General features: G+C 71.9%; 14 protein-coding genes and 3 riboswitches. Of the genes, 11 read left to right on the top strand and 3 right to left on the bottom strand.

What is annotated here, in order from left to right:
• Nucleotides 1–486: 486 nt before the first annotated feature.
• Nucleotides 487–583: riboswitch (adenosylcobalamin (AdoCbl) riboswitch) on the bottom strand.
• A gap of 139 nt (nucleotides 584–722) precedes the next feature.
• A riboswitch (cobalamin riboswitch) is annotated at nucleotides 723–920 on the top strand.
• Between the two features lie 189 nt (nucleotides 921–1109).
• The 7 genes from OO63_RS04295 (at nucleotide 1110) to cpt (ending at nucleotide 8060) form a co-directional block, all read left to right on the top strand.
• Nucleotides 1110–1454, top strand: a complete 345-nt coding sequence (locus OO63_RS04295; RefSeq protein WP_030356563.1) for a hypothetical protein — start codon at nucleotides 1110–1112, stop codon at nucleotides 1452–1454.
• Between the two features lie 61 nt (nucleotides 1455–1515).
• Nucleotides 1516–1741: riboswitch (cobalamin riboswitch) on the top strand.
• A 171-nt stretch (nucleotides 1742–1912) separates the two neighbouring features.
• A complete protein-coding gene (nrdI, locus tag OO63_RS04290) occupies nucleotides 1913–2368 on the top strand; it encodes a class Ib ribonucleoside-diphosphate reductase assembly flavoprotein NrdI (RefSeq protein WP_030356562.1) in 456 nt (151 codons plus the stop codon).
• Nucleotides 2302–4533 (top strand): class 1b ribonucleoside-diphosphate reductase subunit alpha, encoded by a 2232-nt coding sequence (gene nrdE, locus OO63_RS04285; protein ID WP_030356561.1) that lies wholly within the window; start codon nucleotides 2302–2304, stop codon nucleotides 4531–4533. Before nrdI ends, nrdE begins: the two co-directional genes overlap by 67 nt.
• Nucleotides 4534–4573: 40 nt before the next feature.
• Nucleotides 4574–5596, top strand: coding sequence for a class 1b ribonucleoside-diphosphate reductase subunit beta (gene nrdF, locus OO63_RS04280; RefSeq protein WP_078618895.1), 1023 nt, complete (start codon nucleotides 4574–4576; stop codon nucleotides 5594–5596).
• Nucleotides 5596–6876: a tRNA uracil 4-sulfurtransferase ThiI gene (gene thiI / locus OO63_RS41250; protein ID WP_051810522.1), complete on the top strand. Its 1281-nt coding sequence runs from the start codon at nucleotides 5596–5598 to the stop codon at nucleotides 6874–6876. Before nrdF ends, thiI begins: the two co-directional genes overlap by 1 nt.
• Nucleotides 6877–7003: 127 nt before the next feature.
• On the top strand, nucleotides 7004–7474 hold the full coding sequence (locus OO63_RS04270; protein WP_030356558.1) for an NUDIX hydrolase: 471 nt from the start codon (nucleotides 7004–7006) through the stop codon (nucleotides 7472–7474).
• A 52-nt stretch (nucleotides 7475–7526) separates the two neighbouring features.
• Nucleotides 7527–8060, top strand: a complete 534-nt coding sequence (gene cpt / locus OO63_RS04265) for a chloramphenicol phosphotransferase CPT (protein WP_169786596.1) — start codon at nucleotides 7527–7529, stop codon at nucleotides 8058–8060.
• Here cpt and OO63_RS04260 read toward each other — a convergent pair.
• Complete coding sequence (locus OO63_RS04260) at nucleotides 8053–9135, bottom strand: GlxA family transcriptional regulator (RefSeq protein WP_234310997.1); 1083 nt, start codon at nucleotides 9133–9135, stop codon at nucleotides 8053–8055. The genes cpt and OO63_RS04260 overlap by 8 nt on opposite strands.
• Before the next feature lie 126 nt (nucleotides 9136–9261).
• On the opposite strand from OO63_RS04260, the gene OO63_RS04255 reads away from it, so the two are divergent.
• The 4 genes from OO63_RS04255 (at nucleotide 9262) to OO63_RS04240 (ending at nucleotide 13837) form a co-directional block, all read left to right on the top strand.
• A complete protein-coding gene (locus OO63_RS04255; RefSeq protein ID WP_051810551.1) occupies nucleotides 9262–10125 on the top strand; it encodes a dienelactone hydrolase family protein in 864 nt (287 codons plus the stop codon).
• A gap of 160 nt (nucleotides 10126–10285) precedes the next feature.
• A complete protein-coding gene (locus OO63_RS04250) occupies nucleotides 10286–11920 on the top strand; it encodes a serine/threonine-protein kinase (RefSeq protein ID WP_030356554.1) in 1635 nt (544 codons plus the stop codon).
• Between the two features lie 44 nt (nucleotides 11921–11964).
• Complete coding sequence (locus OO63_RS04245) at nucleotides 11965–13023, top strand: alpha/beta hydrolase (RefSeq protein ID WP_030356553.1); 1059 nt, start codon at nucleotides 11965–11967, stop codon at nucleotides 13021–13023.
• A gap of 202 nt (nucleotides 13024–13225) precedes the next feature.
• Nucleotides 13226–13837, top strand: a complete 612-nt coding sequence (locus tag OO63_RS04240) for a dihydrofolate reductase family protein (RefSeq protein WP_030356552.1) — start codon at nucleotides 13226–13228, stop codon at nucleotides 13835–13837.
• A gap of 25 nt (nucleotides 13838–13862) precedes the next feature.
• Here the strand turns inward: OO63_RS04240 and OO63_RS04235 are convergent, their stop codons facing one another.
• Together OO63_RS04235 and OO63_RS04230 are read right to left on the bottom strand one after the other, a co-directional pair.
• Nucleotides 13863–15131, bottom strand: coding sequence for an alpha/beta hydrolase (locus OO63_RS04235; RefSeq protein WP_051810521.1), 1269 nt, complete (start codon nucleotides 15129–15131; stop codon nucleotides 13863–13865).
• Between the two features lie 202 nt (nucleotides 15132–15333).
• Nucleotides 15334–16356 (bottom strand): YncE family protein, encoded by a 1023-nt coding sequence (locus OO63_RS04230; protein ID WP_234310995.1) that lies wholly within the window; start codon nucleotides 16354–16356, stop codon nucleotides 15334–15336.
• Nucleotides 16357–16454 lie beyond the last annotated feature (98 nt).

Raw genomic sequence — 16454 nt, 5'->3', positions numbered from 1 at the left:
GGCCGGGAGGGCAGGTGGACGCCGCCGCGGGAGGGGGTGACACGCGGGGTCGGCGCAGGGGGCGCGGGTGAGCACGGGGGCACCTGGCCCGAGGGACCGTTTCCGTGCCGTCTTGCCGCCCACCCTGTTGGGGCGGGGGCGAGCCTCGGCGTCGGCCGTCCGGTCTTCGGGTACGAAGTCGCCCGGAGCCGGCCACGCGGAAACAGCGGCACAACGCTGTGCCTGCTTCGCCGGGCCACCTGAGGTGGTCCACGGCGATGGACATGCTTGCTTCAAGGATGTGCGTACGACTGGAGAGTCAGGCGGGCCGCGGCGCGGGGCCTCGAAGGCCCGGGCCGCCGCGCGCCGTTCACATCAGGGCAGGTCCGCCCCGTCCCTGTGCGGAGAACGGGCGGCTGCGGCTCCGCTTGTGCTGGAGAAGACGCGGCAAGGCATGCAGGGGACTCCCCGACGTTTCGGCTCCATCCTCGTGGGCCTCGTCGTGGTACCCGCGGACGGCGATCTGACTTCCGGGAGCGGGGGCTCGTCCGGTCACAGTGGCGGGACCGTGCCGGATTCTCACCGGCTTCCCCGTGCCGCAGGTTTGACGTCCCCATGTGTAGCAGTTGCTCCCATTCCCGTCACCCCCTAGTGACCCCCACCCGGCCGTGCCGGGCGGGGTGCCCTTACGGATTCCCACGGCGCTGTTCCGCGCGGATCGACAGCCCGTAGGCTGGCCGCAGCAGCTGGTTCGACCCGCCCGCCAGGCGGGGCCGTCGCAAGAGGGAACCCGGTGGGAGTCCGGGACTGCCCCGCAGCGGTGAGCGGGAACGACCGCCGTCACACGCACTGGGCCCGACGAACAGGGCCCGGGAAGCGACGGCCAGTAGGTGTCCCCCCTCGGGGAGGACGGGCCCGCGAGTCCGAAGACCTGCCAACTGCCCGCGTGCGGACCACTCCGCGCACGGACATCCCGGTGACCTCGAGGGCGGGTCGGCGTACAGATCGGACGGACGATCGCGCCATGCCTCGCGGGGTCGATTCCGTCCCGTCCGTCATGCCTTCGCGCTCCCACCCTGTCGCCGGTACCTCAGGGCACCGCTCTGACCAAGGCGCGAAGGGGGCCATCGGTGCGGAACAACAGACCGCAGGAGATCATCGTGGACGGCAAGCCCATGATGGCTGTGGCCGTGAAGGAGTTCGAGAGCCTGCTCGCCACCCGCAGACAGCTCGGAAGCCAGACCGCGAGGCTGCGGATGCTGCGCGACACACTCGTCGACATGACCGAGTTCCTGGACACCCTGGTCGAGGCGCTCGACGACGACACCCCGCCCCGGACGCCGAGTTCGGGCCCCGCGGACACCCGTCCGGAACTGGTCACCGAGATACGGCGACGCGCGCACCAGATGCGCGCCATCACCGGAGCAGGGCGCACCGGACGCGGCGGTCGCTCCCCCGAACGACCGCGGACTTAGGTATACCTAAGTTTCGCTCGCGACACAACATCTGGGCTACAGGCGCCCGCCGCGCTCTAGATGTAGTGTTGGCTTCGCTGGTGGTTCGCCAGGCACTCCGGTGCCGGGCGAGGCAAGAGGGAACCCGGTGGGAATCCGGGACTGCCCCGCAGCGGTGAGCGGGAACGACCGCCGTCACACGCACTGGGCCCGACGAACGGGGCCCGGGAAGCGACGGCCAGTAGGTGTCCTCCTTCGGGGAGGACGGGCCCGCGAGTCCGAAGACCTGCCACCGGTGCGTACGCCGAAGAGCGGCGTACGCGCTTCGAGGCCCCGTGGGAGGGCTCCGTGGCCGCCGTACGGACTCCGGGTCCGGCGTGCCCTCGTGGCCGCCGCTCCGGGCGACCGCCTCACGCGCCGCCGCTCCCCCTCCCCGGTTCTCGGAGGAGACGGGTACGAGCGAGAGGAGGCGGCGACCGGTGAGCGGTCTCGTGTATTTCTCCAGCGTCTCGGAGAACACCAGGCGTTTCGTGGAGCGGCTCGGCCTGCCCGCCACGCGCATCCCCCTGCACCCGCGCAGCGAGGGCACGCCCCTGGTCACCGAGCCCTATGTGCTGATCGTGCCGACCTACGGCGGCGGCGAACGCGCCGGGGCGGTCCCCAAACAGGTGATCCGGTTCCTGAACATCGAGGCCAACCGGGCGCTGCTGCGCGGGGTGATCGCCTCCGGCAACACCAACTTCGGCGCGGACTACTGCCTGGCCGGACGGGTGATCTCGGCGAAGTGCGGGGTTCCCGAGCTGTACCGATTCGAGCTGCTGGGCACGGACCACGACGTCCGCGCCGTACGGGAAGGACTTGAGAGGTTTTGGACACGACACTCTTCGACGGAGCAGCCGCGGCGGGCGGAGCAGCGGACGCGGACGGCGGCGTGAGCGCCGCCGCCACGGCGGTCACGGGGCCCGCCGCCCCGCGCGAGTCGGTCGGGACGCGCAAGGACTACCACGCGCTGAACGCCATGCTGAACATGTACGACTGCGACGGCCGCATCCAGTTCGACCAGGACCGCGAGGCCGTCCGCCAGTACTTCCTCCAGCACGTCATTCCGAACACGGTGACCTTCCCGACGCTGAAGGAGAAGATCACCTATCTGATCGACAACGACTACTACGAAGCGGCGCCGATCCGCCGCTACGACTGGGAGTTCGTCGAGGCCCTCCACCGGCAGGCCGACGCCCATCAGCACCGGTTCCGCACGTTCCTGGGCGCGTTCAAGTACTACACGTCGTACACGCTCAAGACGTTCGACGGCAGCCGCTACCTGGAGCGCTACGAGGACCGGGTCGTCGCCACCGCCCTGTATCTGGGCGCCGGTGACGAGGCCCTCGCGTCCCGCCTCGTCGACGAGATGCTGACCGGCCGCTTCCAGCCCGCGACGCCGACCTTCCTCAACGCGGGCAAGGCCCAGCGCGGCGAACTCGTCTCCTGCTTCCTGCTCCGGGTCGAGGACAACCTGGAGTCCATCGGACGCGGCATCAACTCCGCGCTCCAGCTGTCCAAGCGCGGCGGCGGTGTGGCGCTGCTCCTGACGAACCTGCGCGAGCAGGGAGCCCCCATCAAGAAGATCGAGAACCAGTCGTCCGGCGTCGTCCCGGTGATGAAGCTCCTGGAGGACTCCTTCAGCTACGCCAACCAGCTCGGCGCGCGGCAGGGCGCGGGCGCGGTGTATCTGCACGCCCACCACCCGGACATCATGCGGTTCCTGGACACCAAGCGGGAGAACGCGGACGAGAAGATCCGCATCAAGACCCTCTCCCTGGGCGTGGTCGTGCCGGACATCACCTTCGAACTGGCCAAGCGCAACGAGGACATGCACCTGTTCTCGCCGTACGACGTGGAGCGTGAGTACGGCAAGCCGCTGTCGGACCTGTCGGTCAGCGAGCACTACGACGAGCTGGTCGCCAACCCGCGCATCCGCAAGACGACGCTCAGCGCCCGTGAGTTCTTCAAGACGGTCGCGGAGCTGCAGTTCGAGTCGGGCTATCCGTACCTCCTCTTCGAGGACACGGTGAACCGAGCCAACCCGATCCCGGGCTGGATCAACATGTCCAACCTGTGCTCGGAGATCCTCCAGGTCAACACGCCCAGCACATACGACCCTTCGCTCGGCTACGAGACCGTGGGCCGCGACATCTCGTGCAACCTGGGGTCGCTGAACATCGCCGCCGCCATGGCCTCGCCGGACTTCGGCGCCACGGTGGAGGCGGCGGTGCGCGGTCTGACGTCCGTCTCCGACCAGTCGCACATCGACGCGGTGCCCTCCGTGGCCCACGGCAACGACCTCTCGCACGCCATCGGCCTGGGCCAGATGAACCTGCACGGCTACCTCGCCTCGCAGCGCGTCCACTACGGCAGCGAGGAGGGCGTCGACTTCACCGACCAGTACTTCTACGCCGTGACGTACCACGCGCTGCGCGCCTCGCATCGCATCGCCGTCGAGCGCGGCACGGCCTTCGCCGGGTTCGAGGACTCCGCGTACGCCGACGGCTCGTACTTCGACAAGTACACCGAGCGGGCGTGGGAGCCGGCCACCGAGCGCGTGCGCGCCCTGTTCGCCGACGCGGGCATCGCCCTCCCCACGCGGAACGACTGGCGCGAGCTGCGGGCGGCCGTCATGCGGGACGGAATCTACAACCAGTACCTCCAGGCCGTGCCGCCCACGGGCTCGATCAGCTACATCAACGACGCCACCGCCTCCCTCCACCCGATCGCCGCCAAGGTGGAGATCCGCAAGGAGGGCAAGCTCGGGCGCGTCTACTACCCGGCGCCCCACCTGGACAACGACAACCTGGAGTACTTCCAGGACGCGTACGAGATCGGCCCCGAGAAGATCATCGACACCTACGCGGCCGCGACCCGCCACGTCGACCAGGGCCTGAGCCTGACCCTCTTCTTCCGGGACACCGCCACCACCCGCGACCTCAACAAGGCGCAGATCCACGCCTGGCGCAAGGGCATCAAGACCCTCTACTACATCCGGCTGCGCCAGGAGGCCCTGGCCGGAACCGAGATCGAGAACTGCCTGGCCTGCACCCTGTGACACAGCCGCCGAACCCGCCGCTCTCTCGAAGGTACGCACCATGACCACCACCCCCGCCCCGCTCATCGAAGCGTCGGTGACACCCCCGTCCTACCGCCACGACCCGGCCGCCCGGCTGCGCCCCGTCAACTGGAACCGGGTCGCCGACGAGAAGGACCTGGAGGTGTGGAACCGGCTCACCTCGAACTTCTGGCTGCCCGAGAAGGTGCCGCTCTCCAACGACACCGGCGCCTGGCAGCAGCGGCTGAGCGCCGAGGAACGCACCCTCACCATGCGGGTGTTCACCGGTCTGACGATGCTCGACACCGTGCAGGCCACCGTCGGCGAGATCGTGCAGATCCAGGACGCGCGCACCGAGCACGAAGAGGCGGTGTACACCAACATCGCCTTCATGCAGGCCGTGCACGCCCGCAGCTACTCCTCGGTCTTCTCCACCCTCGCCACCACTCCGGAGATCGACGACGCCTACGAGTGGGCCGTGGGCAACGACGTCCTCCAGCAGCGCTGCAAGGCGGTCCTCCGGCACTACAACGGCGACGACCCCCTCAAGCGGAAGGTCGCCTCCACTCTCCTCTCTTCGCTGCTCCTGTACGCGGGCTTCTACCTCCCGCTGCACTTCTCCACGCACGCCCTGCTCACCAACACGGCCGACATGATCCGCCTGATCCTGCGCGACAAGGCGGTGCACGGCTACTACTCGGGCTACAAGTACCAGCGCGGCCTCGAGCGGCGTTCCGCCGCCGAGCAGGAGGCGATGCACGCCTTCACCCACGAGCTGCTGGAGGAGCTGTACGAGCTGGAGCTGCGCTACTCCGGTGAGCTGTACGAACCGCTCGGCCTGATGGACGACGTGGCCGTGTTCGTCCGCTACAACGCCGACAAGGCGCTGATGAACCTCGGTTACCCGGCCCGCTTCGGCGCCGCCGAGACCAAGGTGAACCCGGAGATCCTGGCCGCGCTGTCCCCGGGCGCGGACGAGAACCACGACTTCTTCTCCGGTTCCGGCTCGTCCTACGTCATGGGCAAGGCCGAGGACACGGCCGACGACGACTGGGACTTCTGATGCCCGAGTCCGCACCACCCGTGCCGCCCGCACCCGGGGCGACGCCCGCGTACAGCCCCTGTGTGCGGCTCAAGCACGGCGAGATCTTCCTCAAGGGACGCAACCGGCACCGCTTCACCGAGCGGCTGCACGACAACCTGCGGATCGCCCTGCGCGGCATCGGCGGGTCGACATGGATCAAGGACACCCAGAACGTCACCGTCCTGGGCGGCGAGGTGCCGCTCGACGCCCTCGTGGAACGGGCCCGGCGGGTCGTCGGCTTCGCCTCGGTCGAGCCGGCGATCCGGGTCCCCAGCACGCTCGACGACGTGACGCGCGCCGGAGTCGACGCGCTGCGGGGACTGCTCGCGGACCGGCCGGTGCGGAGCTTCGCCGTGCGGTCCCGGCGCCGCGACAAACAGTTCCCGTTGACCTCGTCCCAGGTGGACGTCCACGTCGGCGCCCGCGTGAAGGAGGCGTTGCCGCAGCTGACGGTGGACCTCAAGCGGCCCGAGGTGCTGCTGTCGGTCGAGATCGACCGCAAGGAGACGTATCTGTCCTGGACGCGTCTGCCCGGCCTGTCGGGGCTCCCCGTCGGGTCGAGCGGCCGGGCCCTGGTCCTGCTGTCCGGTGGCTACGACTCCCCCGTCGCCGCCCACCGGGCCATGCGCCGGGGCCTGTCCTGCGACTTCGTGCACTTCAACGGCGCCCCGTACACGAACCCTTCGTCCGTCTACAAGGCGTACGCCCTGGCGCGTGAGCTGAACCGCTTTCAGCCCCCGGGCCGACTGCACGTCATCGCGCTCGGCAAGGCGCAGAAGCAACTCGCCGTCGCGGGCGCGGGCCGCCTCCAGGTGGTGGCGCAGCGCCGCCTGATGGTGCGCACCGCCTCGGCGCTTGCGGCGCGCACCAGGGCCGAGGCCCTGGTCACGGGCGACAGCCTCGGGCAGGTCGCGAGCCAGACGCTGGCGAACATGGCGGCGGTGGACGAGGCGGCTTCGCTGCCCGTGCTGCGTCCGCTCGTGGGCTGGGACAAGCAGGAGATCATCGACGAGGCGCACGCCATCGGCACGGCCGGCATCTCGGTGCTCCCCGACGAGGACTGCTGCCAGTTGCTCGCGCCGCCGCGGGTCAGCACGCGGGCGGGGCTGCCGCAGCTGCGGGCCGTCGAGAGGCGGCTCGATCTCGACGAGGTGGTGGCGGTCCTCCTGGACCATGTGCAGGTGATGGTTCCGGGCGACGGCGCGGAGCAGTCCGTGTCCGGGCCGAGCTGCGCGACTCCGGTGCCGGTGTCGTCGTAGCCGAGGCCGCCGTCGGCCCCCGGGCTGTCCGGCACGTCCGCGGTGGCCGTGTCGGACGGCCCGCTGTCCGTCAGCAGGATCCGGGCGCCGTGAGGGTGTCCGCCAGGAAGTTTCCGAAAGGTACGGGATGAGTTTCCGGCTCGCTGCGTACGCCGTGTGCGTCGAGGACGGCCGGGTGCTTCTCGCCCGGCACGTGTCGCCGAGCGGCGTGTCCACCTGGACCCTCCCGGGCGGCAGGGTCGAGCACGCGGAGGATCCGTTCGACGCGGTGATCCGGGAAGTGGCCGAAGAGACGGGCTGCGACGCGGTGGTCGAACGCCTCCTGGGCGTGGACTCGCGGCTGATCCCTGCGGCGGACCGCGCGCCCGGCCTGCCCGACCACCAGAACGTCGGCGTCTTCTACCGCTGCCGCATCACCGGCGGCCGCCTCCGCCCCGAGCCGAACGGCGAGATCGCCGAGTCACGCTGGACCCCGATCCCCGACGTCGCCCGCCTCCGGCGGTCGTCACTGGTCGACATCGGCCTCGGCCTGGCACGGACGGAGCCGCCGACCGGGCATGTGGCGCCTGTCACGGTCGGGGGTCTCATCCAGCACTGACCTCCGGCGGAATTCGTTTGGCGTGGCGTCACCGGATGCCTACTGTGGCGCCGTGAAAACCCAGGTGATCGTTCTCAACGGTGGTTCCAGCTCGGGCAAGTCCGGGATCGTGCGGTGTCTGCAGGCCCTCCTGCCGGAGCCGTGGCTGGCCTTCGGGGTCGACACGTTCGTCGACGCGTTGCCCGCGGCGATGCGGGCGTCGGACGCGGGGATCGCGTTCGGCCCGGACGGCGAAGTCGTCGTCGGGCCGGAGTTCCGGGCTCTGGAGGGGGCCTGGATCGCGGGGCTCGCCGCGATGGCCGGCGCGGGGGCGCGGATCATCGTCGACGAGGTGTTCCTCAGCGGTGCCGAGTCGCAGCGGCGGTGGCGGGAGGCGCTGGGCGAGCTGCCGGTGCTGTGGGTCGGTGTGCGGTGCGACGGCGCGATCGCCGCGGACCGTGAGGTCGCGCGCGGGGACCGCGTCGTCGGGATGGCCGCGTCGCAGGCCGACGTGGTCCACCGGGGCATGGTGTACGACGTGGAGGTGGACACCGGGCACGCCGAGTCGATGGCGTGCGCGCGGGCCATCGCGGCGCGGGTCAGGTAGGCGCGGGTTCGCTTCGGGTGGGCGCGTGCTGTGGTCGGGCGGGCGCGTGCTGTGGCCGAGTGGGCGCCGGGGGCCCCGGGGTGTCGTGGCGGCGGAAGGCCGCGCGGTACGTGCTCGGCCGCTGGCCCGTGTGGCGGGTGAAGACCTGGGCGAAGGCGCCGGGGTTGCGGTACCCGACGTCGGCGGCGACGCTCGCGACGGTGCGGTCGGTCGTCTCCAGGAGGTGTCGGGCCCGGCGTACCCGCGCGGTGTGCAGATAGGACAGAGGGGTCTCGCCGGCCTCGTCGCCGAAGCGCCGGAGCAGGGTCCTGGTGCTGACGCCGAACTCCTTGGCCAGGGCGGCCAGGTCGTAGCGCTCCCCCAGGTTCTGGTCGAGCCACCGCTTCACGCCGAGGGAGAAGCGTCGGCCCACGGCGGGCAGGAGCCCCACGTCCACGTACGCGGACTGGGTGGCCCGGGCGTCGTCGAGCAGAGCGATGCGCGCCGTGCCGCGGGCCACGCGGGGGCCGTCGTGCTCGCGGACGAAGCGGAGCGCGAAGTCGTACATCGCGCTGAAGGCCGCGGTGGTCGTCACGCCGCGGTCGGTCACCACCAACTGCTCGGAGCGGACGGCCACATCGGCGTAGCGCCGCGCGAACCGGTCCGCGTACAGCCATGAGGTCGTCGCCGCACGCCCCGCGAGCAGCCCGGCCTCGGCGAGGAGGAAGGCGCCGACGCAGATCGACACGACCGCGGTCCCTGCGGCGGCCTGCCCGCGGATGGCCGCGACTTCGGGCTTCAGGTCCGCGAGGGCGGTGTCCAGGTCGAGCGCCGGTGAGATCTCGAAGCCCGGGACGATCAGCACGTCCGCGGGGCGCATCGCCGAGACGTCGACGCCCGTGCCGCCGGACACGGTCACCCACCGGCGGGGCGAGACGACCGACGTCTCGTACGACGGCTCCCCCGCTCCGCGCGCGGCGGCCACATGCCCGGCCATGGTGAGGAGGTCGAGGACACCGAACACCTCCGACCCGAAACAGCCGGGGTAGGCCAGCACACTCACGCGCAGCGGAACCATGCGGCGACTGCCTCCCACGTTTCGGTCCTTCGGCCGTTCGCCCGACGCGGCCATGGGCCGGCCACGGCCCGTGGCGAGATCACCGTGAAGCATGGCGATCTCGCCGCTTCTCGCCTCGGGCAGCATCTCGCCATCCTGGGCCTCATGACAACCGTGCGAGGGCAGCGCGACGACCTCCTTGGGGACTTCTCCCGGAGGACCGTCGGCGTCGATGACATCAGCAGGACCGTGTACGTCTGCGGGTCGGGACCGGCCGTCGTCCTGATGCCGGAGATGCCGGGCATCAGCCCCGACCTCGCGCGGTTCGCCCGCTGGCTGCGCGACGCGGGCTTCTCCGTCTACATGCCGTCCCTGTTCGGCGCCGACGGCGCCTACCCGCTCGTCGACGCGGGCGAGGCCGTCGTGCGCCGCGCCTGTGTCAGCGCCGAGTTCCGGGCGTTCGCCGGTGGCGGGACCAGCCCCGTCGTCTCGTGGCTGCGCGGTCTCGCCCGCCTCGCGCACGCCGAGCGCGGCGGGCCCGGTGTCGGCGCCGTGGGCCTGTGCTTCACCGGCAACTTCGCCCTCACCATGGCCCTGGAACCGGCGGTCGTCGCACCGGTGGTGAACCATCCGTCGCTGCCGCTCGACGACCCCGGCGGCCTGGAGATCGGCGCCGAGGACGCCGCAGCCGTGGCCGAACGCGTCGAGCGCGACGGCCTGAAGGTCCTCGCGTACCGCTTCAGCAACGACAAGTGGTGCACCGGCCAGCGCTTCGCGGCGTACCGTGCGCTGCTCGGCGACGCGTTCGACGGCCGTGTGCTGCCCGACGAGGCGGCGAACACCGACCCTCCGCCCTTCTTCCGCGACAGCGTCGGCTGCGCCCACAGCGTCGTCACCGCCCATCTGGTCGACGAGGAGGGCCACCCGACCGTACGGGCCCGCGACGAGATCATCGCGTTCCTCGCCGAACGGCTCGGGACACGGGGCGACCCGGACGCCCGCCTCTGGGGCGATCCCGTGGCCCGCTGAGTCTGACTCGACAGGGGCTCCCTAGGCGCCAGGAGGGGCGGACCGCTCCCGGTTCCCCCCTCCACCCACCCCCGTACGCCCCCGTTTGCCGTCCGTTTAAGCTTCTGTCGCTGGTCAGCACCCTTCCGCTGGCCAGCTGGTGACGGGGGGAAGAGCGCCGATGAATCATCCGGCCGAGGTGTTCAAGCCGTTGCAGGCGGACGATCCACCGCTGGTGGGCGGCTACCGTCTCGCGGCCCGGCTGGGCGCGGGCGGCATGGGACGGGTCTATCTGTCGCACACGCGGGGCGGCCGCGCGGTGGCGATCAAGGTGGTGCGGCCCGAGCTCGCCGACAACCCGGAGTTCCGGCGGCGGTTCCGCCGGGAGGTGGAGGCCGCCCGGCGGGTCCGTGGCGCGTACACCGCCGAGCTGATCGACGCCGACGCGGACGGCGTGCCGCCCTGGCTGGCCACGCTGTACGTGCCCGGGCCCTCGCTCGCGGACGCCGTGGCGCGGCGCGGTCCGCTGCCGGTGTCCGCAGTGCTGTGGCTGGTGGCGGGGGTGGCCGAGGCGCTCCAGGCCATCCACGGCGCGGGAATCGTGCACCGGGACCTGAAGCCGTCGAACGTGTTGCTCGCCGCCGACGGGCCGCGTGTCATCGACTTCGGCATCTCGCTGGCCTCCGACATCACCTCGCACACGGTCACGGGCTCCGCCGTCGGCACGCCCCAGTTCATGGCTCCGGAGCAGGCGTCCGGGGGCGAGGTCACGGCGGCGACCGACGTCTTCGCGCTCGGGCAGACGGCGGCGTTCGCAGCGCTCGGAGAGCCGCTGTACGGAGACGGACCTTCCGTCAGCGTGCTGTACCGGATCGTGCACTCCGAGCCCGACCTGTCCCTGCTGCCCGCGCAGTTGCGCCCGCTGATCGCCCGGTGCCTGGTCGCCGATCCCGCGCGGCGGGCCACGCCTGCGGAGATCGTCCACTGGTGCCGGCAGCGGCTCGGCCAGGACCCGGGCCCCGGGCCGGAGATCTGGCGGGAGGTCATGGGACCGGAGGTGAGGATTCCGGCGCCGGTTCCCGACCCCACTCCGGTGTTCACGACGCCGCTGGTCGCGGAGACCCGGCCGCAGGGGCCGGACGACCGGAGGGTGCGCAGGAGACGTGCCACGCTGGTCACCGCCGCGGCCATGACAGCGGGGGCGCTGGTGCTCGGCGGCGTGACGTGGACGGTCGTGGAGGCGAGGGACGGGTCCCGGGACCGCAAGGCCGCCGGGTCGTCGACGGCCGAGGCAGGGGCGTCCGGCCGGTCGGACGGGTCCTTGTCGCGGTCGGGCTCCGGGGCGGAGTCGGGCGGGTCGGGGTCGGGCGGGTCGGAGTCGGGGGCCGACGGGGGCAAGCCGGAGGGGAAGGGGTCCTCGTCGGACAAGCCCGAGCCGCCGCGGGGCATCCCGTACCCGCTCCAGTGGCTCGACGAGAAGAACTCGCTGGGCATCAAGGAGCCGGTCAGGCGCAAGGACCGCAAGGGCGACATCCGTTTCGTCTGCGACGACACCAACTGCTCGATCGAGAGCGACACCAGCTTCATCACCATGCTGTACAGCAAGCCGGGCGCCACCCAGGAGTCCTGCCGCATCGCCCTCAGCGGCGCGGACAGCCACCGCCTCCCCCTGGCCGCCGTGGCGGCGGGCAGCGAGATCTGCGTCAAGCACCCCTCCGGGGACATCGCGCTGCTGGTGGTCCAGGTGAAGTCGACGGCGCTGCCGAAGAGCGGGATCAGCTTCCTGACCGCCGACATGACGGTGTGGCGGGCGTAGTGGCGTCACACCAAGCGCCCCCCGACCCCACCGTGGAGTGATTCATGAGTGACCGTCACACGCCCGCGCGACCGGACCGGGCCCCGGCGCCGCCACCCGCCGCGCCCCCGTTCGACCCCGACCTTGGCCCCGTCCTCGACGCCTTGGGCAGGGCGTCATGGGAGTCGATCACCCCGGACAATCTGCCGGCCCGGCAGGAGCGGGACGCCACGGCCCGGCCGCGGCCGACGGTCGAGGACCTGCGCGCCGACGGCCGGTTCGAGGTGACGGAGCTGAGTGTGCCGGGGCCGCCGGGCGCGCCGGACGTCACGCTGGTGAGCGCGCGACCGGCGGGGTCCGTCGGGCCGCTGCCCCTCCTCTACTACATGCACGGCGGCGCCATGGTGATGGGCAACGCGTGGTCCGTGCTGCCGCGGATCCTCGACGAGTGGGTGCTCCCGCTGAACCTGGCCGTCATCTCGGTCGAGTACCGCCTCGCGCCGCGCGCGCAGTACCCGGCGCCGCTGGAGGACTGCTACGCCGGGCTCGTCTGGGCGACGGAGCACGCGGCCGACCTCGGCGTCGACGCGGACCGCGTCGTCATCGGCGGCAAGAGCGCGGGCGGCGGGCTCGCCGCGGCACTCGCCCTCCTGTCCCGCGACCGGGGCGGCCCCGGAGCCCTCGGGCAACTGCTCCTGTGCCCGATGCTCGACGACCGCGACACCACGTTCTCCTGCCGCCAGATGACGGGCACCGGCCTGTGGGACCTCACCTCGAACGCGACCGCGTGGAAGGCGCTCCTCGGGAGCCGCTACGGCGCCGCGGACCTGCCGCCGTACGCCGCCCCCGCCCGCGCCACCGACCTCTCCGGCCTGCCCCCGGCGTACATCGACGTCGGCTCGGCGGAGATGTTCCGGGACCAGGACATGGCGTACGCGAACGCGATCTGGCAAGCCGGTGGCCAGGCCGAACTGCATGTGTGGTCCGGTGCGTACCACGGCTTCGACGGCATCGCGCCGCGTGCAGCCGTCACGCGGGACGCACGTGACGCCCGCACGCGCTGGCTGCGACGCCTCCTGACACAGTCCGGCTACGTGCCCGGCCAGGTCCGGAGGCCCGTGTAGCCCATGCCGTCGGCGAAGTCGTCCCGCTGGGCGAACTCTCGGCGACGCCGAGCACACGACACGCCGCGCCCGCACCGATGAGTGTCTGCGCCCCGAAGGGTCTGAGGAGTGGGACGATCGCGTCTCCCGTCGAGGTCGGCGCGGCGCCCTGGCCGCGGAGATGCCGAATCGGCCGTCGAGGCCGAAGAGAGTGTGGTGTGCAATGAAGCTGGTCGTGCAGGAGTTCCTGTCGCTCGACGGGGTTTCGCAGGGGCCGGGGGCTCCGGACGAGGACACCAGTGACGGGTTCACGCGGGGTGGTTGGTTCGTGCCGCACATGGACGAGGAGTTCGTGGACCTTGCCGGGACGTGGCTCGCCGAGGCGGACGCGCTGCTCTTCGGCCGTCGTACGTACGAGAACTTCGCGCGGGACTGGCCGACGATGACCGACCATCCCTTCGCGCCCGTCATGAACGGCCTGCCGAAGTACGTGGCCGCGCACAGCCCGACCAAGGCGGACTGGGACCCGACCACCGTTCTGTCCGGGGAGATCCCCGCCCAGGTCGCCGAGCTGAAGCGGCAACCGGGGCGGGAACTTCAGATTCACGGCAGTGCGCTGCTGGCCCAGTCCCTGCTTGCCGCGGGTCTTGTCGACACGTTGCGGCTCGTCATCGCGCCGGTCGTGGTGGGCAAGGGCCGACGGCTGTTCCCGGACGGCGGCGCGCCGGCCGGGCTGCGGCTCGTCGACCACCGGACGACGCCGGGCGGCCTCTCCGTGCACACCTTCGACGCGGTGGGGCTTCCGGAGTACGGGCACTACGGAGCCGGGGCGTAGACCCCTTGGGGCGGGCGGGACGGGGTCAGTTGCCGGACGTCCAGCCGATCGTGATCTCGGGATAGTCGGCGTCCGGTGCGTCCAGGGACGGTGAGGTCGCGGTGCGGCCGCGCAGCCAGTGGTCGAAGAACGCGCGGACGTACGCACCCGTGACCGCCTGCGAGCGGCGTCCCTCGGCCGTGCCGAAGAACCTGGCGTGGCGTTCGGCGGTCCATGCCTGGTCGAGCCGGAGCCCGACGCCGAGGGCGGCGAGGTCGTTGAAGCTGTAGTGGCGGGCGCCGGCGAGGACCATGCGGCGGCCCCAGGCCGTGTGGTGGGCCATGAAGTCGGTCCAGGTCGGCAGCTCCATCGGCTCGGTGAAGAGCAGGAAGGGTTGCCCCAGTCCCGTCTTCACCGCGTCCGTCTGGAGCGCGCCGTCCAGGCAGGCGCCCGCTGTGAAGCGCGGGTCGGTGCGCAGCGCTTCGGCGGCCGCGGAGCCGCCGAGGGAGTGGCCGAACACGCCGAAGCCGGTGTGGTGCGGCGCCCGTGAGAACTCCGCGGGCAGCCGCGTCGCGCGCTGTCCGGTCAGGACGTCGAGCACGAAGCTCAGGTCGGCGGCACGGACGTCGGAGTACTTGCGCAGGAGTGCCTGGTCGCCGGTGGCGGGGTTCTGCGGGATGATCCGGCCGTCGGGGAACTGAGTGGGGCCGTCGTAGGTGTGGTTGACGCCGATGACCACGTAGCCGTGGCTCGCCAGGTCCTGGGCGAAGGCCGTGCCGGTGGCGGCGGGGTCCTGGCGGCCCGGGCCGAAGAACACCACGGGTGCGCGGTGCAGGCGCGGGTGCGCCGGGGCGTCCTGCCAGGCCCCGGTGCGCACCGACCCCAGGGAGCCCTCGGGGAGTTCGAAGCGCCGCTCGACGACCGGTTCGAGGCCGGGCGTGAGGTACCGGGCGCGTTCGAGACCGCGGTGCCCGGCGGCCGCGTACCAGACCTGGATCATCAGCTCGCGCGGTGTCGGGGTGGGCGCGAAGGGGTCCGCACGGCGGTCGTCGACCAGGTGGAAGGTGCGGGTGCCGACCGGGTGCGGGCCGGTGGCCGCGGGCAGGGGGACGGACGTGTCGGTCGGGGCCGCGAAGGCCGCTCCCGCTCCGAGCCCACCGGCGAGCGCCGCCGTCACCCCCGTCACCGATGCGCGGAGTATCGAGCGGCGCGAGGGCTTTCCAGCGGGCCCGGCGGGCACGGAGCCGTCCGGTGCGGAGCCGCCCTGCGCGGAGCCGTCGGCCGAAGGCCCGTCGGACGGAGGCTGGTTCGTCATGGAGAGGTCTCCTTGGTAGCGCCCGTGCGCGGGTCGGCCGCGCGGAAGGGCTGGGACCAACATCATCTCCCGGGCCCCGCGCCCCCTCAGAGGCCGATCGCCCCGTCGATGCGCTCCCGCAGCGGGTCGGCGTGGCCGCTCCGATCCCACCTCGCTTGCGCCGCTCCACAATCCGACGTATCGAGCGGCGGGGACGGCAGGGCTAGGCAGTGGCGGGCAGCAGAACCGAGGAATCCGGTTCCAGCTGGGTGGCGAAGCCGCCGACGACGGTGAGCCGGTCCAGGTCGACGACGGCGACCCGGTTGTTGCCGAGCTGGGAGACGTACGCGCGTGGCTCGGTGGGGTGGAACGACACGGCGGCCGGGGTTCCGTCGAGCTGGAGGGAGCGGATCGGTCGCAGGTCCGTGCTGAACACGGTCAGCGTGTTGGCGGCGATGTCCGTCGCCAGCAGCCGTTCGTCGTCGACGGTGTAGACCCGCAGGGGGTCGCCGCCCACCGTGCGGCTGCGGCGCACCTTCATGGTGCGCGCGTCCACGGCGACCAGGGACCCGCTCTTGCGGGCGCCGACGAACAGGGTCTTCTCGTCCCGGCTCAGGCAGCTGCTCTCGGGCAGCTGGCCGGGGGTCACCAGGAGTGGGGGGACGGCGGCGTCGTGCGGGCGTACGAGGCTCACCGTGTGCGACAACAGACCGGTGACGTAGGCGCGTTCACCGTCGCGGGTGAGCGAGAAGAGGTGGGTCTTCACGCCGTGCGTGGGCACCGCCCTGGTCGGGGCCGTGTCGGTGGCCGGGGTGTCGAAGCCGAGCAGGACGGCCTTCTCCTCGCTCAGGGCGTACAGCCGGTCGCGGTCGTCGATGCCCATGCCGTGGATCCGGTTGAACGGCCGGGTGTCGATGGTCCGGGCCAGGGTGCGCTCGGCCAAGTCGACGACCAGGACGGCCGCTCCGCCCTCACCGACGGTGGAGGCCATGCGGACGCCGTAGTGCCCGACGTAGGCGAAGCGACGGCGAGAGTCGACGACCATCTCGTGCGGGTAGTCGGGCAGTTGGACGCTGTGCAGGCGCCGCCCCGAGGCGACGTCGTAGAAGCTCACCGCGTGGCTGCTCTTCTCCACGACCGCGAGGACGTCGCCGTCCCGCGCCCGGGTGGCGCTCGCGGCGGGCGCGGCGAGCCCGGTCGCCAACGTCCCGGCCCCCGCGGCCTTGATCACCGTACGACGCGTCACCACAGTCCTCACCTCGACCTCTCGTCCTGGTCCCGCACCCCTGCGCCTCCCTACGCTGCCCCCCCACCGTGCCCTTCTTACCCTGACGCCCCACCCTG

It is taken from the genome of Streptomyces alboflavus, from assembly GCF_000716675.1.
GTDB classification, from domain to species: Bacteria; Actinomycetota; Actinomycetes; order Streptomycetales; family Streptomycetaceae; genus Streptomyces; species Streptomyces alboflavus.
This window is presented reverse-complemented; position numbering and strand designations above follow the sequence as displayed.